The sequence below is a fragment of the Legionella bononiensis genome, assembly GCF_016786215.1.
In the GTDB taxonomy this organism is placed as follows: Bacteria; Pseudomonadota; Gammaproteobacteria; order Legionellales; family Legionellaceae; genus Legionella; species Legionella bononiensis.
Map to the genome: position 1 here is coordinate 711,523 of NZ_JADOBG010000022.1, position 23,684 is coordinate 735,206.

The following is a 23,684-nucleotide window of genomic DNA, read 5'->3' on the forward strand; positions in this document are numbered from 1 at the left end:
ATGCTTGTGCTTTTGTTCGTTAAAATGATGAAAAATCAATTTCTTATCCGAGTCTAAACTGAAAAATTCTTTGGTCCTTTAGGTGAGCAATCAAGAGTATTGATTCTCCCATACAAGAAATTGAATAGTTAATCCCTAGTAGCCTGTATTAGCGAAGCGTAATACAGGATCGATATGACAACACACGCCATGATGTCCCCGTATTACGCTGCGCTAATACGGGCTACGAAAATAATTAATCTACAATCTTAGTAGGCTGCGCTAATACGGGCTACGAAAATAATTAATCTACAATCTTAGTAGCCTGTATTAGCGAAGCGTAATACAGGATCGATATGACAACACACGCCATGATGTCCCCGTATTACGCTGCGCTAATACGGGCTACAAAAATAGGCTTTAACTAAATCGAAGTGAAGGTTTGGGACAAATCTATATTCATAAAACCTGGCGAAGGATCTGTACAGATACAGAGATACACCTTTCGAGAACGATTTGATACAACACGTTATAAACCATCTTTTATGTAAAGAGACGTTGTTTTTGATCCGCGGTGATTCTGATCTTCAATTGCCAGTCACCATCTTCATTAATTGATTCAGACAATACAGAACCCAATTGATACAATTGAGCGCGCAATTTAGCCTGAGAACCTTTTATTATGATATCTTCAATAAGGACAGTCCCATGCAGTTGAGCCGCTATGGCTTCTTTTAACAAATCCAGTCCTTGTCCTGTTGCCGCGGAAAGCCATACTTTACATGAACCTTCATTAAAATCTATTTTAGATTGCCAGCCTTCCTGTAAATCAATTTTATTAAATACCTGAATTACTGGAATATCATTGACACCAATTTCATCCAAAACGGTTTGAACTGCAAAAACAGTATCCCGCCAATGCGGATCTGAAATATCAATGACATGTAGTAATAAATTTGCCTGTTGGGTTTCCTCTAAAGTGGCGCGAAAAGCCTCGACAAGATGATGAGGCAGATCACGAATAAAACCCACCGTATCTGCCAGAATGACGGGTAAGGACCCGGGCAGTTCCAATTTGCGCATCGTGGGATCCAAAGTAGCAAACAATTGATTGGCCACATAAATACTTTCGCCAGTCAACGCGTTAAATAACGTCGATTTACCCGCATTGGTATATCCCACCAATGAAACTGTAGCCATATCCGCTTTTTTTCTGGCCTGACGGTTTTGATCTCGGCTGCAGCGTACCTTTTCAAGACGTTTGTTAATATATCGAATGCGTTCACGCAATAAACGGCGGTCTGTTTCTAATTGTGTTTCCCCGGGACCGCGCAAACCTATACCCCCTTTTTGGCGCTCCAAATGGGTCCAACCGCGAACAAGACGAGTGGATAAATGCTGTAACTGGGCAAGTTCAACCTGCAGTTTACCTTCAAAAGTCCTGGCTCGCTGGGCAAAAATATCCAGAATCAGACCGCTTCGATCGACCACGCGACATTCGAATAACCGCTCCAAATTTCGTTCCTGTGAAGGAGATAATTCATGATTTACCAGAACCAGCTCTGCATCAAGCGCCTTTACTAACTGGCTTATTTCTTCCGCTTTCCCTTTGCCCAAATAGTATTTGGCATCGGGAGTAGCGCGCGTGCCCAAGACACAATCAAGAATTTCAGCATGTGCTGAAAGAGCCAGCTCTTCAAATTCAGCCAGGGCTTTTTCAGCATCAACGCCTGGAAGCGCTAATTGTACCAGTATCGCTCGCTCACCACCTTGCGGACGTTCAAACACAGTTCATTCCATCAATAAAAAGTAGCTTAGTCTGCCACAGATCCCTCTTCCTCACCAGATGCCTCATCTGTAGGTATTTTCACCATACGAGAAGGTACAACAGTAGATATGGCGTGTTTGTAGACCATCTGAGTAATGGAGTTTTTTAACATGACTACGTACTGATCGAACGAATCCACCACACCATGTAATTTTATTCCATTAACCAAAAAAACAGACACAGGGACCTTTTCCTTACGCAATTCATTCAGGAAGGGATCTTGTAATAAATGATTTTTAGACATTGCCTACTCCTTGTTGTTATTGTAGTTTTTAAAGGCAAAAACGGATATCTAATTACTTATTCGACAGCTGTTAATAAAACTTTAGTTTAATTTCATGACAGCGCAATTTGAATCCGCTAATATAGAGTCTCGCTAAATTACCGCATACAAAAAACATCAGCTGTAGCTGAGCTTATAAGGAGATTTACATGGGATACACACTAGAAGAAATTCAAGGTTTACAAAACCCCTATAAAGATCTTGGTAATGGAGATGCCTTAGCTGAACACAGGGAAGGCTTAAATCAATTATCAGCTGAACAAAAAAAAGATTTAGCTACTCGTATGGTTTTAGAATGCCCCCAGACCGAATTAAAAAACTTTGGCCGCGAGATTGAAGCAGCAAGAGTCCCACATGCAGACGGTGAAACGTTTCATTCGGTGTTATTTCAAGCCTATGAGGTAAAAAAGCGCATCCACTCCTTATTGGATCCAAGAAATAAAAATCCTCATCTTTTAATTTTAGATAAAGAATTTGATGAAGAACTGTTTAACAATTATAAAGACTTAGCCTTACAAGTTCTCGACACTAATGAAACAGCTATAGCTGAGCGGCTTGCCCAGACCACTCCTGAAGAATCCCGTCATCAGGTTGCTCTCAATGTGAAAGGGATTTTCCCTGATACACTGTTCGCTACCAAAATAGGACAGGCTTTTGCGCTTAAACGAGATATCGATCGTTTGCTCCTGGGCGACAATCCCAATGAATTTTTCAGCAGCCGGGAATACAGCGTCGATTCATGTCTGGAATTTTCTGGCTTATTCAATGTCACTGAAAATAAAGAGTCGTCTATAGCGGCAAAACTTGCCTTGACTGCCCCCAGAGACAAACACAGTATTATTTCTCGAAACATCCAAAATCTGGTTCCGACAAATGATGAATTTGTGAACAAAGTAAGAACAGCCTTTACTGTACGCCGCAACATCGATTTACTTTTAAGCGATAAGCCAGAACAGTTTTTTACCAGCCGTGATTTTAGTGTGGATAACTGCCTTGAATTTTCAATTTTATTTCCAGAATTATTAGACGGGCAAGAACACAGCATTGGCGAAAAACTGTCTTTGCTGGAAGCCAAATCGCTTTCAGATATAAATCGCAAACTTGAAATGATCAATGGATCCGCTCACGATCAGTCCAGTCCGTTCCGCCTGATTGCAGCAGCAATGGTGCCAAAACAAGGGTCATCTCAAAAACAAGAACCCACTGTTGAAGCACCTAAAACAGAACCCGCCTCATCCACTTCAGGCAATCCCAACTCAGTATTTCAGAGTGTTTTAAAGAAGAGAACTACGGAGTTGACCCGTTCACCAACTTTAGCGCAATCCAGCATGGATTCTGATAGTGACAGCGATAGTGAAGATGACGATTGCTTTAGCAAATGCTGTAATCTGTTTAAATAAGTCATACTCTATTTTGCCCTTACCAGGTAAGGGCATCTTTACACCATTTTTACCGAATTTTACATCCATTAAAGTAAAGGTCCATGCTACTATTTTTCAATTCGTTTATCATCAATTTTAATTTACTCAATGAATACCTATTCAACAAATCCTACGATAAACCCCAAGCTCCAGACAACAGGAATTTATAATGAACGAGTTTGGATAAACCCAATGACTGAAAATAAAATTACTATTTAATAAAGGATTGGTCGTTTTTCATGAGTCCTGTTCAATATATTTTGGAAGACAACTTATTGAATACCAATAAAGTGGTATTTAATGAAATTAACACTGGTGCAAACAGAGTTTTTTTTGATAACATAGGCTGATTTTTAATCTACAGGCATAACACTTTATTTTAACGTAACAACACATAGGAAGACTAATGGCAGAAAACAAATTAAGGGTGGCACTGGTTCAGGAACAATGGCATGAACATGCTAAAGAACATCAAGACAGTCTAGCCTCTGGAATATTTTCGGCAGCGCAACAAGGCGCTGAACTGGTGTGTTTGCAAGAACTCACTTTAAGCCCTTATTTTTGTACTCGATCTGACGTAGACGGAACGCCCTATATGGAAGACATCCATACTGGTCCTACAGCCCAATTTGTCAGTCACATGGCTAAAACGCATCAAGTGTGTATTACTGCCTCGTTGTTTGAAAAAGCCGGCTATAACACCGCCGTTGCTTTCAATAGTGAAGGTGAGCTGATTGCCATTACCCGCAAACAACATATTCCCAGCGGGGAAAAATACCATGAAGACTTCTATTTTAAACCAGGAGATTCCAATTACCCGGTGCATCATATAGCAGGACATCAATTCGGTTTACCTACTTGTTATGATCAATGGTTTCCCGAGTTATCCCGAATTTACGGATTAAAAGGGGCGGAGATTCTGGTTTATCCAACCGCTATTGGCGGCGAGCCAACAGCTCCAGGGTTTGATAGTCAGCCCATGTGGCAAAAAGTAATGGTAGCACAGGGTATCATGAGTAATACCTTTATCATTGCGGTCAATCGAATTGGTTGTGAAGATGATTTGCAATTTTATGGCAGCAGTTTCATTAGTACGCCAATGGGTGAAATTTTAGCTCAGGCACCACGCAATGAGCCTGCGGTGCTTGTGGCTGATCTTGATTTCAGTCAACGTGAATTATGGGGAAGATTATTTCCATTTGCCCAGCAAAGAGAACCCGCGACTTATCACGAATTAGTCAAACCACGTACTCCTATTGGAATCAAATAATGAACAGCAACATGCAATCAGAAGAAAACTTATACAACATTGAAAATTGGGGTGATGGTTACTTTAATATTAATGAAAACGGCAACATTGAAATCAGTAAAAACCCCGAGCAAAAAGGGGTTGAATTACTGGCTATAGTTAATGCGGCTGAACGAGCAGGACTCCATTTACCTTTATTAATTCGGTGCAGCGACATTTTGCACGATCGCGTTCGCAGAATATATCAGGCGTTCACTCAGGCAAGAGAGGACACCGAATATTCTGGAACCTATAAATTAGTTTATCCGATTAAAGTCAATCAGGAACACAGCGTGGTTCGTGAGCTGCTAAAATCGCCTTCAAACAGCATTGGTCTGGAAGCAGGCTCAAAACCTGAGCTGATGGCAGTAATTGGTATGCTCGGCGATCGACCCAGTACCATAGTCTGTAATGGTTATAAAGACAGCAGCTACATAAGAACGGCTCTCATAGCTCAACAGATGGGACACAAAGTATTTATCGTTATTGAGAAAAAATCGGAATTGGACATCATTCTAAGTGAATCTGCCCGCCTTAAAGTAAAACCTACCTTGGGTGTACGTATTCGTTTAGTGAGCAAAAGTGCCGGTAAATGGGAAAATACAGGAGGAGTTAAATCCAAATTTGGTTTAAATGCAAAGCAAGTGCTTGAATTGGTGACGCAATTAAAAGCCAATGACTTGCTTGATTGCCTCCAGTTAATGCACTGCCATTTAGGTTCTCAAATAGCCAACATTCATGATATTCGTCATTGCATGCAGGAAGTAGCGCGCTATTATGTTGAATTACGACATCTCAATGCACCAATTGATACAATCGATGTGGGTGGCGGCTTAAGCGTTGATTACGAAGGCACTCGATCTAACAAAGGCTGCTCCATGAATTACAGCCTCAATGAGTATGCAACGCACATCTTATTGGCCATGAAACATTTATGCCAAGAAGCGGAAATCCCCGAGCCAAACATTATCTCGGAATCTGGGCGAGCGCTAACAGCGCATCATGCTGTATTGATATCCAATATTACCGATATTGAAATAATTAACAAGGCTCCCGTGCTTCCCGAAATATCCGAAGAAGATTCGCATGTTATTCGCGATATCTATGATACTTATCAGGCAATCACCGACAGCTCACCAACAGAAATATACAACTATGCGGAACATTCGCTGCATGAAGCCCACTCTCTATTCAAGCATGGGGTAATCAGCTTACAAGAAAAAGCAAAAGTTGAGGCATTCTATACTAATATTTGTATGGAATTAAAAGACCGGTTGGATGAAGAAAATCCCAGTGAGCACTCATTGCTGATGATGATTAACGAATGTATGGCCGCCAAAATCTTTTGTAATATCTCTTTTTTTCAATCCATACCTGATGCCTGGGCTATAGGTCAAATCTTTCCGGTAGCGCCTATCTCTCAATTGAATGAAGCGCCGAGCATGCACAGTATTCTCCAGGATTTAACCTGTGATTCAGACGGTACTATTAAGCAGTACCCAGGTCAGTCCTGTGTTACAACGACTTTATTGCTCCCGCCTTATAACAGCAATAATCCCTATTGTATTGGTTTTTTCCTGGTTGGGGCTTATCAGGAAATCCTGGGAAATCTGCACAATTTATTTGGTGATACGAATTCTTTGGACGTCAAGCTGTCTGATGATGGTCAGTTTGAGCTGGAAGATTTAGTCAATGGCGATACAGTAACTAATGTATTGAATTTTGCCCATTTCGATACCAAGAAACTGATACAATCCTATGAGAAGCAACTAATTCAAACGGAGTTGCCCAAAGAACAAACGTTATCTTATTTAAACGAATTAAGAAGTATTTTTTCTCAATTAACCTATCTTGATGGACATACAACACAGTGACTATACAAACAACACCAAAACACGCTGGATTTTATATGCCAGCAGAATGGCACCCACACGAACGATGCTGGATGGCATGGCCCTGTCATCAATCAACCTGGGAAAAAGTAGGACTGGAACGTGCGCGAATCGCCTATGCCAAAGTCGCTAAAGCTATCGCACAATTTGAACCAGTTACCCTTCTGGTCAATCCTGGAGATGAACCGTCAGCAAAAGCATTATGTGGCGACAAAATTTCCATTATCACGCTACCGATTAATGATTCATGGACTCGTGATACCGGAGCAACTTTTTTATTGAATGCTGATAAACAACTTGCCGGGGTAGACTGGATCCATAATGCATGGGGTGGCAATTATGAAGACTGCGCCCTAGATAATCAAATTGCATCAGTTATCATAAAAAACACTGATGCGCGCTATTTTCATGCACCACTGGTTATGGAAGGAGGTTCCTTTCATGTCGATGGTGAGGGAACGGTATTAACCAGCCGCGAATGCCTGCTTAATTCAAATCGTAATCCCCAGTTATCCCAGCAGCAAATTGAACACTATTTAATGGATTATCTGGGTGCAGAACGTATTATATGGTTAAATAAAGGATTACTTGGTGATGAAACTGACGGACACGTTGATGAAATCGCCACCTTTATTGCGCCAGGAAAAGTTTTATGTCTTATCACTACCGATAAAACGGATCCCAACTACAATACCCTGCAGGAAAATCTGGAAATTCTAAAATCTGCAACGGATGCAAAAGGCCGTACATTGGAAGTCTATTGTGTCGAACAACCACCCGCCACTTATCTTGATGGAGAAAGGCTTACCCTTTCCTATATCAATTTTTATCTGGCTAATAAGGGCATAGTTATGCCTGCATTTGGCTATGCGGAATATGATAAGGCCGCTTATCAAATGTTCACCCAATTATTTCCAGATCATCATATCACTCAAATAGATGCTTTGGATGTTTTCGCAGGTGGCGGAGGAATACATTGCATTACCCAGCAACAACCAGTATCTCTTGGCAAAAACAATTAGACTCGTATTGAGTCATCCTACTCAGTTCGATCCGCTGCATTATAGAAATACAGCGGATCGTGAATCAATCTAAGTAAATTATAGTGTTCGAATGAATGTCGCGCTAAGGGAGTAGCCTGTATTAGACGAAGTCGTAATACAGAATTAAGCTGTTACCCAATTCCCTACTCTTGCAAAGAAGATACCGACATTAAGGCGCGCCATCATTTAATGTACCCAGCAGAAGTAGCCTGTATTAGACGAAGTCGTAATACAGGATTAAGCTATTTCCCAATTCCCTACTCTTGCAAAGAAGATACCGATATTAGGACGTGTCACATTTAATGTACCCAGGATGTATAGATCATAGCTTTTGACAAAAACACCCTGTATTACGACTTCGTCTAATTCAGGCTACACTCACTGATGTTATGGCCAATTCCACATTTTTTCATGGATCCCAGCTATCTCTTCGAGCAATTATATAAAGCCAGTTCCCCCCAAGAAGAAAATACCCACCATTCTTTGAGAAATTTCTTACAATGTGTTGCTCTATCTACCCAATGACTCTATCTGTCAAAAGGTTATACTGAAATCTCAAAGGGATGACATGGATATGTCTGACAGGATGTCAACTCAAGGGACCAGTACAATGGATGTACTTCGCCGCAAGGACGCGGCACTTCTATTCCCTATGATAAAATCACAGCTCAATCTTTATATTTTACTATGAATTACAGACCTCATTCACAACTCGATTCAGTATCGGTCCAATAGTACGACTTGAGTACGTGTTGGCTCGAAGAAACCCATTATATGATAATCGTTTAGCAAGACCGCTGTCTTTAATTAACCGCTCTAATCCATTCGCTAAACTCACAGGATCTGACGGAGGTACCATAACAGCGCATTCGGTGTCTCCGACTATCTCAAGAGGGCCGGATATCTGGGTGAGCACCATAGGTAATGAATGCATCATACTCTCAACAACAACCAAACCAAAAGACTCCTTCAATGAAGGATGGCAGAAAATATCCAGGCTCTCATAAAAGGCCTGTTTATCATCTATCCAACCCAATAACGTCACCTCGTTTTGTAAGCTATGCTGATTAATTTGTTTGATGTATTGTTTTTTCTGTTTACCATCACCCGCGATGAGCGCTTTAAATGAAATACCATTACGTTTTAAAAGTGCCAAAGCATCGATAAATACATCCAACCCCTTAAGATCTGAAAATCTGGCACTGGCTCCTATCACTGGAATTACAGTACTCTTGGGTTCTTTATAAGAAAGATCCTCTGGAATGGAAATCATATTAGGAACCGTGTAGATTTTTTTTGTAGATTCCCCCTGACTCATGATGTCTTGGTACATATGTTCTGTGATAGCAATAACCGCATCAGATACTTTTGCTAACTCATCGTACGATTCAATTGTATGACATACGGCAATTTTAGGTACTTTGGTTTCTGTCTTTTCAAACAGTATGGCAGCTCGTTTGGTATGCATGATAATGCAATCAGGTTGCTCTTTGAGTATTAATTGACGCAATCGATGAACTGCAATGAAGTCCTTTCTCCCATAACTGAATAGTGTTCTGAGATTATCACCTGCGCAGGCTTTTCTTATCTGTGACCAAGGATGAATAACAGGAATAATCTCATTACCCAAACTCTCCAAAACCTTGGTATAGTTTAAAAAAACCTGTTCAACACCTCCATTTACTTTGGAGAACATTGCATTAAAAATTTTCATTAGAAATCCGGAGTAGTATTTCTTTAACCACTACTGCTTTATATCAAATATAACAAGCACTTTATTTCCCTCGTACTTGCGAACTAATAGCGAGAGGCTATAAAGTGACTGTTCGCCTTACAACCTCGCTTAAAGTTAAATATCTATATTTTCCGCATCCAAAGCATTAGACTCTATAAAATCTCTGCGAGGTTCAACGTTATCCCCCATCAGCGTTGTAAATATTTCATCTGCAGCAACAGCATCTTCGATATTAACCTGCAACATACGCCTTACTTCAGGATCCATAGTGGTTTCCCAGAGTTGTTCCGGATTCATTTCACCAAGACCTTTATAACGTTGAATGGTTTGTCCTCTTTTTGCTTCTTCCATTAACCAATCCAAAGCGTGCTCAAAATGTTCAACCGGCAAGGTTTTATCAGCTCGTTTAATGTAGGCGCCCTCATCAATCAAGCTGCCTAATCGAGTACCGAGGGTAACCATTTCTTTATAATCCTTTGAATAGAAAAACTCTGCATTCATTGGAACGTAGTTATCCATCCCATGCTGAGTAATGGTAATTCGAGGGATAAATTGGTTCGTTTCTTCAAGTGTCTGAACACTAACAGAATACTGTTCCGTTTTGCTATCAACCTGTTGCAAGCTTAGATGCAACTGATTGCACCAATGACTTATTTTATCCTGATGATTGAAATCTTCATTTTGTAATACAGGCAAATAGGCAACTCGTTTCAAAATATCCGTAGGATATCTGCGCTTATAACGCTTAATTATTTTTTCCACTCGTCTAAACTGTTGCACCAGCTCTTCTAAAGCTTGTGCAGTAATAGCCGGAGCATCCTTGGATGGATAAAATGCAGCGCCATCCAAAGCACTTTGTGTCAGATATTCAAATAAAGCCTCATCATCTTTTACATATTGCTCCTGTTTTCCTCTTTTTACTTTGTATAAAGGCGGTTGAGCAATATAAATATATCCTCTTTCCAACAGTTCTCTGGTCTGTCTGTAGAAAAAGGTTAATAACAGAGTACGAATATGAGATCCATCCACGTCCGCATCCGTCATGATAATAATGCGATGATAACGAACTTTATCCGGATCATACTCATCAGGACCAATACCGCAGCCTAAAGCGGTAATTAATGTAGCAACTTCTTGTGAAGCCAGCATTTTATCAAAACGTGCTTTTTCCACATTAAGTATTTTACCCTTGAGAGGTAGTATTGCCTGGAATTTTCGATCACGGCCTTGTTTGGCAGAGCCACCCGCAGAATCTCCCTCAACCAAATACAGTTCTGATAAAGCAGGATCTTTTTCCTGGCAATCCGCTAACTTTCCGGGCAGTCCAGCAATATCAAGAGCACCTTTTCGGCGAGTCATTTCACGCGCACGACGAGCTGCTTCCCTAGCACGTGCAGCATCAATGATTTTGCCAACAATCGCTTTTGCTACGGAAGGATTCTCAAGAAGAAAATCATTAAATTTTTCGGATACACTGGATTCTACAGCAGATTTTACCTCTGAAGAGACCAACTTATCTTTTGTTTGAGATGAAAACTTAGGATCAGGAACTTTAACAGACAATACTGCAGTTAATCCTTCACGCGCATCATCACCTGTTGGAGATACCTTGGCTTTCTTGGCGTATCCTTCATTTTCAATATAATTATTCAGTGTACGAGTTAGCGCGGCTCTAAAACCGGCCATATGGGTACCACCATCTCGCTGAGGAATATTATTAGTAAAACAAAAAAGCGTTTCTTGATAAGAATCATTCCATTGCATAGATAATTCAACCACAATACCGTCTTTTTCAGCAGTCATGGAAAATACAACTGGAAATATTGGGGTTTTATTCTTGTTCAGATGTTCAACAAAAGCTCGGATGCCTCCCTCATAATGGAAGGTATCTTGTCTCTGGCTACGTTCATCATAAAGATGTATGCAAACACCGGAGTTTAAATAAGATAACTCTCTTAAGCGTTTTGCTAATATGTCGTAATGAAACTCAATATTATTAAAAGTTTCTGAACTGGGTTTAAACCATATCTGGGTACCCGTACTTGTAGCATCCCCCGTTACTGCAATAGGAGCATCAGGAACACCGTGCCGATAATGCTGCTCGTGAATTTTTCCGTGTCTGCGAACAAGCAAATGCAATTCTTCAGATAAGGCATTAACAACGGATACCCCTACCCCATGAAGACCACCGGATACTTTATATGAGTTATCATCAAACTTACCGCCAGCGTGCAATATAGTAAGAATAACTTCAGCAGCAGATCGGCCCTCTTCTTTATGTATGTCCACAGGAATACCACGGCCATCATCTTTCACAGTAATTGACTCATCAGAATGAATAGTAACGAATATTTCCTTGCAATGTCCCGCAAGTGCTTCGTCGATTGAGTTGTCAACCACCTCAAACACCATATGATGAAGTCCGGTACCATCATCGGTATCACCTATATACATACCTGGTCTTTTTCTTACTGCATCTAAACCCTTTAGGACTTTAATATTATTTGAATCGTAACTGGCATCAACGCTCATCAGGAACCCTCATTACCGTATTGTGGTATTTTGAATACCCCAATTATACCATCTTTTGCCGTTGGTTTATATGTTGATGAATAAACTTTGATTTCCAAATTTATACTGAAAACCATCAGTGGTGAATCACGTTAGACCTCCTTTTTTCCTATATCTGCATTCACTTATACAATTGTTCAGGAGCAAGCTGACACTAAATTTCTCTCTAAATTTGTTTCACGTGAAACATTTAGCTCCAGTTAGGATGATATTGGTAAAATCCTTACGGTAGGATCGTAGATTAAATTCCAGGTGGTTAATTACGAGTGAACACTTACAACTGAACTATTGATGAGTTGTATATTGAAGTCTTTCTGAATGTACTAGTAAAAATACCGCTTTCTACATCCACCTTGATAGATTTACCGCCACAATTGATACCAGCGGGAGGGCGGACTTAAATTGTCATGTGATGTCTGCAGATCTTTAGTTCTCACTTTATCATAATGGGTTAACGCAGCCAGATCCAACGAGACTAAAGAGGGCATAGCACGTACGATTCCAGGTTCCAGTCCAGTTCCAGCAGCGCCTTCTCTACGGCTCTCCCGCACTATAGAATAGTCAAAACCCAAACCGGAATTAGATTCAGCCAGAGGGAACCAGTGAGTATCAGACGACGAAGAATAGTTAGTAATCGACAAGTTTCGCGGTAAATGCGTTTCGTTAAAGACTGTACTGTTAATAAGCTCAAAGGAGCGGTCTTTTCTGCAATACTCTTGAGCTACATGTGCTGGAACTTCACGCTGAGCCTTACCAACCGCAATCCATGCATCATCGATTTCATGAAAATCACCCCTCTTAAACCATTTGTCATAATTATCCACATAGTATTTCAAAGCATTTATCAATATTGATAAATCAAAATGCTTAGATCGTTCAATAGTCTGACCATATTGCTGATAAGTAAGACCGTTTTGCTCAATTTTTACTATCCGCTCTAAGAGATACGCTTTGGTTTCCTCATCCATAAAGGATTCTAACATCTGTCTCATGTGTGTATCTTTAGCCCAATAGGCGTATTCATAAGCAGTGCATTCAAAAGTTCTACCTGAATAATCAGTAAACTTACCTACCTTTCGGAGCAGAGCATTAGGATCTTGGGTTCTTTCTAACAGCATAGAAGCATTTTCTTGATCACCTTTAGCTACATACTCGAGGAAGAGACGATTGTGGAAGGAAGGTGATCTTTGACACGCCCCTTTAATTTCTTGTGGGAGTTTATCAAATTGAACGTCATCCATGTTATTTATCAGAATATCAATATCGACTTCAACTTCCTGTACAGTTGATAACTTTGGAATGCTTCCCACATCTAGAATGTCATGGCGTATTTGCTCAAAGTATTGTTGATTAGCACACGCAGGTGATACTATATTTGCAAAATCAGTACAAATTAAACCATTATAACTGATAAATGTCGCGAGACTCCCCTCTGCTTCAGTATCTAAGAGCATAAAATCATCCATATGTGGATTTTCTGGTGTTGCGGTAACAGTGCGATATGCATTCCTAAACTTATCTTGAATTGCGTTCAAATCTTTAGTGTCGAGCGCACGTGCTATTTCAAACTTCTTGGCATGGACATTGAAAAAAGAACATATGACTCTTTCAACCTCATCCCCTGTTTGTAAAGCCTCTGAGATTGTTTCAACTAAATCATTGCTTAAATCCAGTTCTTTATCCAATACTGCTCCGAAATTCACCTCACTCAATCCATGTGCCCGGCAGTAAACGTTCAAAACTCCTAAATAAAATTGGGTTAGAATTGATAAACGCTCTATTTGTTCCTCTGCATTAACATTATCCTTTAAATAAAATGGAGAGGAATCCAAGGTGGTTTCCAAGTTTGGGGCAAAAGCATTCAAAAGAGTTACTACGTACTCTTCTACTGTTGTATCTCGCGAAAAACCCATTTGTTCGTCGATATAGCTCTGTTCCACTTCCCTTCTCATAGTATCAAAGTACACAAAATCGAGTTTGATGCCTAGTTGTTCGTAACAGGTATCCTTTAAAACTTGCTTAATTTGTTCAAAAGTCGCATCTTTCGGTATGGCATTCACAGTGGATTCAATGAGCTTTTGTCGCGGTGATTTTCCAGTTAATTGCAGAAAGCCAAACTGTTCCTGCATGCAATTGTATAAGTTAGATAATGGTACACCTTTAGAATTATTACCACGATTGATGGTAAATACTGGATTCTCAACTTGCGAATAGGGATCCTGGTGTTTTGGTCGTAATTGTATACTATATAAGTTGGATGGCTTTTTGAGAAAATGACTTATTGTAGACCCATATTGATTTTGCATCGCTTTAATCGCTTCTTGGTACTTTTTTATTTGAGCCAATCGTTCTTCCTTTAACTTACGAAGAGGGTTATCTTCGTTGAATAGGCTGATATCGAACTCCAAAGCAGATTGATACGAGTTCAATTCAGCTAAAGCACCGCTTTCGAAAAATGTTCTTAACTCCAAAGTTGCTTTACATGTATTGTCTGTGCTGGTATCAATACCCGCAATAAAAGGTACAAATAGATGCACCATATTGGTTTTGTGGTTAATAGCTAGATATCTTGTTACTTGGGGTTCAGATAACGATATTCGCATAGTTTGCTCTCTCAAATACACCGGTTTTATATTTCAATTATAAACCATTGTGTAAAAATGAAACTCATTGATAACAGTTGATCTGTTACTTTTAGACTGTCAGCAATGAGTTGAAACTGATCGTTATCTAATCTTTGCATGTAGAGTTCTACTTACTCCATATGTACAGTATATTTAGAACGATACAAAGCCAATAATGTAATTACACCAACGATACTTTTACTTTAGAATGAAGCGGAGGAGATTAGGGATCCCTATACAACATTTCTTATATCGTATGGTTAGGCAATATCCTTCACAAATGATTTGCAATTGGGTACATACAAACAACATGATGATCCATGAGATTTCTTATTCCTATAGTAATCTATGCTGGATAGAAGAAGGAGCTCTCTCTCCTTAAAACTGGACAGATTCATTCACTGGCTTAGAGTTCTTTGTTCCGGAACTAAAGATCTAGTCAAGCAACAATGGTACCCGAGTTAATAGTGAATCTAGAGCTATTCATACCGTGTGCAATCGAAGTCAAATCTGATTGATTAATACAAGTAACCACATATTGTCCTGAATGGGTATTTAAATAATGAAATAGTCGTACCTTGTGACTTTCATCAAGTTCTGCAGATAAATCATCAAAGAGATACAAACAGTCCCCTTTTAGGAGTTGTCCCTGAGCTAGTTTTAATGCGATTAATATAATTTTTTGTTGGCCACGAGAAAGTATTTGTTTTGCTTTAGCATCGTCGCTATAAATTAAAATATCTGCTTGATGTGGGCCATATTGGGTGTATTGTCTTTGCAGATCACTAGAGTAGCTTTCTGCTAAAATATCCATTAGTGATTTACCAGTATTTTTTTTATCCCAACCTTTATAATAGTCAATAGTGCAAGAGCTGGAAGTTAATTGGTTAATAGTTTGATAAAAAACAGTTTTCAACTTCTCAAAATATTCCTGTCTCAGAAAATCCATTTGTGTAGCCAGATCATCCAACTGTCTATCCCAGGGAATACAGTTCTGGTAAGACGAGTGTTTTTTTAATAGGACATTTCTGTGCTTTATAACCCTTTTATAATCCTTCCATAATGACAAATAATTATGTTTCACGTGAAACAACCCCCAATCCAATACGCTTCTACGAACACTGGGTCCTGCATCAATAATTTGGAAAATATCAGCATAAAAAACTTGACAAGGTAATGCATAGGCCAATTGGCTTGTACTGTAACAAAGTTGATTATTCAATTTAATCTGAGTTGACTGCGAAGAAGACTTTTGAATGCTGATGGTTGAGTTATCCGTAAAACGAGAAAAAACAGTCAAAGCAGATTGCCCCCGAGAGATTATCGGAGAAATCTCTCGGGATCTGAATGAATGGCCACAGCTTAACAAATACAAAGCTTCAAGAATAGAAGTCTTTCCACTTCCATTTAAACCATAGATAAAATTAAACTGTGGATTGAGGGTTAAATGAGCTTCTGAGATATTTCTTAAATGATGAATTCTTAAATCAGATAAAATCATATTTTCATAGGCATAATGATGTATTGATAATTATCATTGTGTAACGACTCGATTAAAATACTACTGTCTGTATTAGACATGGACATTCGTATCTTACCGTCACCAAAGTGATTTAATACATCCAGCAAATAAGTGGCATTCAAGCCAATCTTTAACTCATCACCCTGAGTTTCTGCAGCAAGAGTTTCAACGGCCTCTTCCTGTTCATTATTGTTGGCAATTAAAGTTAATTGACCGGATTGTAAATGAAGCATTACCGCTTTAGATTTTTCATGAGCTAAAATAACAATGCGTGCCAAAGACCGTTTTAGGACGGCACAATCAATAATAATTTGTTTATCTTGTTCTCTGGGAATAGCTTTTGAGTAAGGAGGAAAACGGGCTTCAATCAATTTGGACATAAATGTAAATTGACTGCTAATTAATTTAAAATGAGACTTTCCAGCAGCCAGTAAAACATGCTCATCACTTATGCAATTTAATAAGCGTAATAATTCCTGAACGCCTTTTTTGGGTAACAAAAGTTTATTTTGACTAACGTTGTCACAAGAATATCGACAAATAGCCATTCTGTGTCCATCTGTTGCAACAGCAGAAATCTGATGAGGTTCAAATTCTAAAAAGAGTCCATTAAGAAATACTCGAACATCCTGTTGCGACATGGCAAAGTGAGTTGACTGCAATAATTGCAGTAAGACAAGTCGGGGTATGGTTAACTCAACTTCATTGCACTCATCTTCACTTAATGGATAATTTTCAGCGGGCAAAGTGGTCAATTTGAATGAACTTCGCCCTTGTTTGATGGTTACAATACCTTTATCAAAAACAATATTTGGGTTAGTATTTTCATCAAGAGAACGTATGATATCAATAAACTTTTTAGCAGGAACAGTAATACTTCCTGATGTTTGGTTTGATTCACAAGACACCTGAGCAGAAATTTCAATTTCTAAATCAGTAGCAGTAACATGCAGCAAGCCATCAGCCAATTTTAATAAAAAATTGGATAAAATAGCCAAGGATTGCTTTTTGTCTACAGCTCCGGCTACGGTAAGTAAAGGAGCGAGGAGATCTTCCTTTTTTATAGCTAATTCAAACACGATAAACCCCTTATCACGAAGATAATATACGCATCAAATTTTTGTAATCTTCAGCAAAATCACTATCATCTTGAACTAATTCTTTAACTTTTCTGCAGGCATGAATTACCGTAGTATGATCTCGACCACCAAAATGATCACCAATTTCAGGCAAACTGTGATTGGTTAATTCTTTGCTCAAAGCCATAGCCATTTGTCTTGGTCTGGCAATAGAGCGACTACGACGTTTGGATAACAAATCAGCTACTTTAACTTTATAATATTCAGCTACAGTTTTTTGAATATTCTCTATAGTAACCAATTTATCCTGCAACGCTAAAAGATCACGTAATGCTTCATGCACAAACTCTATCGTAATTGGTTTTCCAGTAAAATGAGCATTAGCAATTACCCGTCGTAAAGCACCTTCAAGCTCTCTGACATTAGAACGTATTCGTTTAGCAATAAAAAACGCGACTTCATAAGGAAGTTCAATATTGGATTGTTCTGCTTTACTGATTAAAATAGCAACACGAGTTTCCAATTCCGGTGGCTCTACTGCAACAGTAAGTCCCCAACCAAAACGTGACTTAAGCCGTTCTTCCATGCCCTCGATTTCTTTCGGATATCGATCGCTGGTTAAAATAATTTGTTGTTGTCCTTCCAGCAGAGCATTGAAGGTATGGAAAAACTCCTCTTGTGAGCGATCTTTACCTGCAAAAAACTGAATATCATCAATGAGTAAGGCATTTAAAGAGCGATAAAAACGTTTGAATTCATTGATGGAATTGGTCTGCAATGCTTTAACCATATCCGCAACAAATCGCTCCGAATGCAAATAAAGTACTTTGGCTTCAGGATTATTTTTAAGAATATTATTACCAATAGCATGCATCAAGTGGGTTTTACCTAAACCAACGCCTCCATAAATAAATAAGGGATTGTAGGCGTCACCAGGACGTTCAGCTACTTGCATGGACGCAGCACGGGCTAACTGGTTTGAATTTCCTTCAACAAAACTGTCAAATACAAATTTTTTATTTAAATGACTGCTTTTATAGTCAACAGCCTTTTTATTTATAGTTTTCGCCGCGGTGGTTGTCGTAGAAGAAACAGTCGTTTCAACAATCGATGCAACAGGTTCAGCAGCCTTGCTTCCAATCTCTATTGAAACAGATTTTATATCATCACCACAAAACTGATTGATTAATTCTTCAATGCGAGAAAAAAAATGTTTTTTAACCCAATCAACAACAAATCGATTAGGTGCAAGTAAAACTAAACGTTGCTCATCTGTATGAGCTTGTAAAGGACGCAACCAGGTATTGAATTGCTGAGCAGAATATTCATCTTGCAATAAACCTAAACATTTTTGCCAAACAGTTGCTGACACAACATAACTCCTCATCATATAAGGGTGGTAAAAGAGTGCTAAAACTAATTATCCACGGCTATAAATATTGCCATTGAAAGCACCTAGACAGCAAGATAATTAAGTAGAATAAATTAAAGAATCAAAAATAAGATAAATACTTATAAAATTAAAACTGAGTTTTAAATAATCGATGTTCTAACAGGGAGATTATACTCAGCCTTGAATAAAAGGCAAAGTTATCCACAAAAAAAATTAAATTAAAATCAGAAACCCAATAAAAAAAAATGAAATGAAGAAAAACCAGAGCACATAAATAAGGCGATAAGGATATTAAAAGCTATGGATAACTAGCGTTTATACCCGGGAATAAGTTGAATACAAAACAAAGAATCGGTAACTGAACAAAAGAACAAACAATTTAAGCACAGACAATAACGTAACTTACGAACATCATATATTACAACGTAACTAGTTGTAATATATATAATATTTTAAGTTATCAACAGAAACTGTCCTTACTAATAATAAGAATAGGTTTTTAAGTATATAAAACTATATTAATAATAGATGATTCGAATAAGTCACTTTTAAATAAAAAAAAGTTTAATACATCCCAGTACAAAAACATGTCTTTGAAAAAGTATCCTTTTTACAAACACATATTTTGAATAGTCGATTACGAACCGTTGGAGTAAACAAAAGATGTGTATAAGATCAGGTTTAGCACCTATATATATAGTGTATAAATTGGATGGATTAAAAACCAGTGCGTTTTACACACAGAATAAGACCGTTCAATACAAGAGTTTTATACAAGATAAAATTCTTGTAACTCGATGATAGTAAAATATTTATTGGAGTTATCAACAGACTTGGCGATGCTTAATATAATAAAAAGATATATAATTTAAAAGATATATTATAATTACGCCATCCCAATAACTTGAAACAGATATCAAAAAATAATCATCTTTCTAATTTGACACTGGAAAGAAAGTTATCTATCATTGCCAACCTCATAAATTTATATACAGGTTCATCATGAAACGCACCTTTCAACCAAGTAATTTAAAACGCAAACGCGATCATGGTTTTCGTGAGCGTATGGCAACTCGTGCAGGTCGATTAGTTATCAAACGTCGTCGTGCCAAAGGACGTAAGCGTTTGTCAGCTTAAGTGTTTGCATTTACTAAAACACAGAGACTGTTAACAAAAAAAGATTATGACCATGTGTTTGAACAGGCAAAAAAAATTGTAACGACTGAATTTGTTGTGTTATACAGAAACAATGATCTCGGTTATGCTCGTTTAGGGCTGGCGTTGTCAAAGAAAATGATAGCAAAAGCCCATGATAGAAATCGTATAAAACGACTTCTGAGGGAAAGTTTTAGAATACAGAAACTGCCTGCAGTAGATATGATTTTTCTAGCGAAACAAGGTGTGGCACGACAAACAAATTTAGTCATAAATACCCAATTGAGCAAAACATGGGAAAAACTAACTTCATACTACGACAAATAGTATGCATTCCAATTAAAATATATCAATTTTTGATTGCCCCATTGATTAAACCATGCTGTCGCTATTATCCTAGTTGTTCACAGTATACTGAGAGTGCAATCAAACAACATGGCATAACTAAAGGCTTGTGGATGGGTTTGAAACGAATATTGCGATGTCATCCCTGGTCTCGTGGTGGTTATGATCCGGTACTCCCTAACGATGAGAAGCTTTAATGGATATTAGACGTATAATATTATATATGGCGCTTGCGCTGGTTGGTTTATCACTTTGGAACGCCTGGCAAGCGGATTATCCAGCTAAACCGCCTGTTGCAATAGAATCAACCAGTCAGTTGAACACTGATGGTCATTTATTACCAGAGGTTACTCCTGTTGAAACAGAACAAAGTCCTCTAAATCCATCATATGACCAACAAACAAATAAGAATGTGTTAAAACCTGAGCAACTTATTCAGGTTAAAACAGATGTTTTAGATGTAGCCATTGATTTAAAACAAGGCGATATAGTAAAAGGACTTCTTCTTGACTATCCCTTGAGTGTTGAGGATAAAAACAAACCATTTCCTCTGCTACAAAATCAACCTCAAGAGCGCTATGTAGCCAATAGCAGCATCTTCGTAGCGAAAGATCAATCCGTTCAATCACTCAATTTTGGTTTTACCTCAGAACAAAAAGAATATCAGTTAAAGCCTAATCAAGATCAATTAATCGTTACTCTTGATGGAAAGAATGAAGAAGGGTTAACCGTTAAAAAAGAATTTATATTTACCAAAGGCAGTTACTTAATCGATGTAAATTACAAAATTATTAATAATGGAACTACTGACTGGAAGGGGTATTTAAATACTCAATTGCTCCGAAGTTCACCCAAGGAAGATAAATCAAGTATTTTCCATGTCGGTTCATATACTGGTGCCTCTTATTCAAATCCTGGTACTCATCGTTATCAAAAGGTTGGGTTTAGTGATATGAATAAAAACAATCTTGATGTTGATGCTAAAGGCGGTTGGATTGCGATGCAGCAACATTATTTTTTAAGTGCATGGATCCCTGGAAGTTCAGCTGAAAATAAATTTTATACTCGGGCGATTAATGGTGATTACACTATAGGCGCGGTGAGTCAACCTATTGTGATTAAGCCGGATGAGCAAAAAGAAATAGGTTCCAAATTGTATGTTGGACCCGAAATTACCAGTGTTCTAAAAGGCATAGCCCCATCTTTGGATTTAACAGTTGATTATGGCATCCTTTGGTTTGTCTCTTCTTTGTTGTTTTCATTGATGAAGGCAATTTATAATTTTGTTGGAAACTGGGGCTGGTCTATTGTTCTGGTTACAGTATTAATTAAGTTGGCATTTTACCGACTGTCAGCAACCAGTTACAAATCAATGGCTGGAATGCGTAAATTACAACCTAAGCTACAAGCTTTGCGTGAACGTTATGGTGACGATAAAGCAAAAATAAGTCAGGCAACTATGGAACTTTACCGCCAGGAAAAAGTAAATCCTTTAGGTGGTTGCTTGCCTATCATTATTCAGATACCCGTATTTATTGCTTTGTATTGGGTGTTGCTGGAAAGTGTTGAATTAAGACAAGCTCCTTTTATATTCTGGATTAATGACCTGGCGTCTGCTGATCCCTATCATGTTTTGCCTCTGATTATGGGTGCGACAATGTTAGTTCAGCAAAAATTGAATCCAACACCACCAGATCCCATGCAGGCTAAAGTAATGATGTTCTTGCCTATTTTATTTACGGGATTGTTCTGGAGTTTTCCATCGGGTTTAGTGCTGTATTGGATAGTGAATAATACTTTATCCATCATGCAACAATGGTACATTACTCGAAAATATTCCGATGACAAACCAGTTAAGAAACTGGTAGCAACAGCAAAATAAATGTCAGAAGATACTATAGTAGCAATAGCTACCCCACCAGGAAAAGGTGGGGTAGGTATTATCCGATTATCGGGTTCGAAAGCTTATTCAATTGCCTATACTCTTAATGCCCATAAGATACTTAAACCCAGATTGGCAACCTTCTGTTCCTTTTATACCGATGATAATCAATTAGTAGATCAGGGGATAATGATCTATTTCAAGGCACCTCATTCCTTTACCGGTGAGGATGTTGTTGAAATTCATGGGCATGGTTCACCTGTAGTTCTTGATCTGTTGGTTAAAGAATGTGTTGTTTTGGGCGCTCGATTAGCAAGACCTGGTGAGTTTTCAGAAAGAGCATTTTTAAATGATAAAATCGATTTAACTCAAGCTGAAGCAATTGCTGATTTAATCAATTCAAGCTCACAAACAGCAGCACGAATGGCATTACGTTCCTTGCAGGGCGAGTTTTCAGCAAAAATCAATCAATTGAATGAAGAGTTAATTTATTTGCGATTGTATGTTGAAGCTGCAATCGATTTCCCTGAAGAAGAAATCGATTTTTTAAATGATGGAAAAGTATCCACTTTATTACAGTCTATTTTAGATCAACTTAACGTCATCCGATCCCAGGCAAATCAAGGCGTTATTTTACGTGAGGGCTTATCTTTGGTTATTGCGGGAAGACCTAATGCAGGTAAGTCCACCTTAATCAATTATCTTGCTGGAAGGGATGTAGCCATAGTTACCGAAGTTGCAGGAACCACTCGAGATGTGATGCGTGAACATGTGTTATTGGACGACATCCCTATTCATATTATCGACACTGCAGGATTACGAGAAAGTGATGATTTAGTAGAGCAGGAAGGAATTCGAAGAGCCTGGATGGAATTAAAACAAGCTGATTGTGTATTATTAGTGGTAGATGTTAATGATCCAGAACACCATGAATGTCTGTCTAACGAAATCAGATCCGCATTGCCACACGATGTACCTATAATTACAATATTTAATAAAATTGATATGCGCGGCCTCACTGCTAAAACAGAGAATGATTCTGTTTATCTATCAGCCAAATCGGGTTATGGTGTTGATGGTCTAAAAGCATTAATCAAACAGATGGCTGGCTACCATCCCAATGAGGGACAGTTTTTGGCAAGAAGACGACATCTTCAGGCTTTGGATGAAGCAAAAAAACTATTACTCACAGGTCAGAACCAATTAACTGAACATCGGGCTGGAGAGTTGCTTGCTGAAGATTTACGTATAGCTCATCAAGTATTATGTGAAATTACAGGCGAATTTACCTCGGATGATTTGCTCGGAAGAATTTTTTCAAGTTTTTGTATTGGTAAGTAAAAGAGTCTTTAAGCATAGTAATCCCTAAAAACAGTAGACTGTAGATATTCATTTATACACTTTGGCGCGATGTGTTAATTGTGTTTCCAGCGTACATCCATAAAGAGACTTAGGGGGTATAGAGCAAATGGCAACAGGCACTAGTACACATTCGATAATTAATAGTAAATCTGGCATAAACATAATCATACTTCAACTGACTTAATTCTTATAAATCAACCCTCTTCTATGATTAGATGTACCCCCTTTTCAGTTTAATAAATACCGATGAAACTCACCTAACAATGTGTAAAAAAACAATAC

Annotated in this window: 17 protein-coding genes; 9 read left to right on the top strand and 8 right to left on the bottom strand. The window is 38.4% G+C overall.

Annotated features, from left to right (window positions below):
• Positions 1–522 precede the first annotated feature (522 nt).
• Complete coding sequence (gene hflX / locus IZU94_RS16590; protein ID WP_203113251.1) at positions 523–1,767, bottom strand: ribosome rescue GTPase HflX; 1,245 nt, start codon at positions 1,765–1,767, stop codon at positions 523–525.
• Positions 1,768–1,793: 26 nt separating this feature from the next.
• A complete protein-coding gene (gene hfq, locus IZU94_RS16595; protein ID WP_058474819.1) occupies positions 1,794–2,051 on the bottom strand; it encodes an RNA chaperone Hfq in 258 nt (85 codons plus the stop codon).
• 188 nt (positions 2,052–2,239) lie between these two features.
• On the opposite strand from hfq, the gene IZU94_RS16600 reads away from it, so the two are divergent.
• From IZU94_RS16600 to IZU94_RS16615, 4 genes are all read left to right on the top strand, one after another.
• On the top strand, positions 2,240–3,490 hold the full coding sequence (locus IZU94_RS16600) for a lpg0008 family Dot/Icm T4SS effector (RefSeq protein ID WP_203113253.1): 1,251 nt from the start codon (positions 2,240–2,242) through the stop codon (positions 3,488–3,490).
• A 427-nt stretch (positions 3,491–3,917) separates the two neighbouring features.
• Positions 3,918–4,781: a carbon-nitrogen hydrolase gene (locus tag IZU94_RS16605; protein WP_203113256.1), complete on the top strand. Its 864-nt coding sequence runs from the start codon at positions 3,918–3,920 to the stop codon at positions 4,779–4,781.
• Positions 4,781–6,673: a biosynthetic arginine decarboxylase gene (gene speA / locus IZU94_RS16610; protein WP_203113259.1), complete on the top strand. Its 1,893-nt coding sequence runs from the start codon at positions 4,781–4,783 to the stop codon at positions 6,671–6,673. The genes IZU94_RS16605 and speA overlap by 1 nt, the downstream gene beginning before the upstream one ends.
• 35 nt (positions 6,674–6,708) lie before the next feature.
• Entirely contained in the window at positions 6,709–7,713 is a 1,005-nt protein-coding gene (locus IZU94_RS16615) for an agmatine deiminase family protein (RefSeq protein WP_238400559.1), read from the top strand.
• 706 nt (positions 7,714–8,419) lie between these two features.
• Here IZU94_RS16615 and IZU94_RS16620 read toward each other — a convergent pair.
• The 6 genes from IZU94_RS16620 to dnaA all read right to left on the bottom strand — a co-directional run bounded on the left by IZU94_RS16620 (position 8,420) and on the right by dnaA (position 18,637).
• Positions 8,420–9,448, bottom strand: a complete 1,029-nt coding sequence (locus IZU94_RS16620) for a glycosyltransferase family 4 protein (protein ID WP_203113264.1) — start codon at positions 9,446–9,448, stop codon at positions 8,420–8,422.
• 135 nt (positions 9,449–9,583) lie between these two features.
• Positions 9,584–12,001, bottom strand: coding sequence for a DNA topoisomerase (ATP-hydrolyzing) subunit B (gene gyrB, locus IZU94_RS16625; protein ID WP_203113266.1), 2,418 nt, complete (start codon positions 11,999–12,001; stop codon positions 9,584–9,586).
• Positions 12,002–12,402: 401 nt separating this feature from the next.
• Positions 12,403–14,643, bottom strand: a complete 2,241-nt coding sequence (locus IZU94_RS16630; RefSeq protein WP_203113268.1) for a Dot/Icm T4SS effector CpeA-related protein — start codon at positions 14,641–14,643, stop codon at positions 12,403–12,405.
• Positions 14,644–15,103: 460 nt separating this feature from the next.
• On the bottom strand, positions 15,104–16,165 hold the full coding sequence (gene recF, locus IZU94_RS16635) for a DNA replication/repair protein RecF (RefSeq protein WP_203113270.1): 1,062 nt from the start codon (positions 16,163–16,165) through the stop codon (positions 15,104–15,106).
• Positions 16,162–17,265, bottom strand: a complete 1,104-nt coding sequence (gene dnaN, locus IZU94_RS16640; protein WP_203113272.1) for a DNA polymerase III subunit beta — start codon at positions 17,263–17,265, stop codon at positions 16,162–16,164. The genes recF and dnaN overlap by 4 nt, the downstream gene beginning before the upstream one ends.
• A 13-nt stretch (positions 17,266–17,278) precedes the next feature.
• Entirely contained in the window at positions 17,279–18,637 is a 1,359-nt protein-coding gene (gene dnaA / locus IZU94_RS16645) for a chromosomal replication initiator protein DnaA (RefSeq protein ID WP_203113276.1), read from the bottom strand.
• 1,023 nt (positions 18,638–19,660) lie between these two features.
• Here dnaA and rpmH point away from each other — a divergent pair.
• From rpmH to mnmE, 5 genes are read left to right on the top strand one after another with little or no spacing between them, the layout of a single operon-like run.
• On the top strand, positions 19,661–19,795 hold the full coding sequence (rpmH, locus tag IZU94_RS16650; protein ID WP_006869475.1) for a 50S ribosomal protein L34: 135 nt from the start codon (positions 19,661–19,663) through the stop codon (positions 19,793–19,795).
• Positions 19,796–20,140 carry a ribonuclease P protein component gene (gene rnpA, locus IZU94_RS16655; protein ID WP_203113279.1) on the top strand — a complete coding sequence of 115 codons (345 nt, stop codon included), beginning with the start codon at positions 19,796–19,798 and terminating at the stop codon, positions 20,138–20,140. It abuts the gene before it with no gap.
• Entirely contained in the window at positions 20,107–20,355 is a 249-nt protein-coding gene (gene yidD / locus IZU94_RS16660) for a membrane protein insertion efficiency factor YidD (RefSeq protein ID WP_203113282.1), read from the top strand. The genes rnpA and yidD overlap by 34 nt, the downstream gene beginning before the upstream one ends.
• The gene (gene yidC / locus IZU94_RS16665; RefSeq protein WP_203113285.1) at positions 20,355–22,040 is read left to right on the top strand and encodes a membrane protein insertase YidC; all 1,686 of its coding nucleotides are present in this window, start codon (positions 20,355–20,357) and stop codon (positions 22,038–22,040) included. Before yidD ends, yidC begins: the two co-directional genes overlap by 1 nt.
• Entirely contained in the window at positions 22,041–23,381 is a 1,341-nt protein-coding gene (mnmE, locus tag IZU94_RS16670; protein ID WP_203113288.1) for a tRNA uridine-5-carboxymethylaminomethyl(34) synthesis GTPase MnmE, read from the top strand. It abuts the gene before it with no gap.
• The last annotated feature ends 303 nt before the right edge of the window (positions 23,382–23,684 follow it).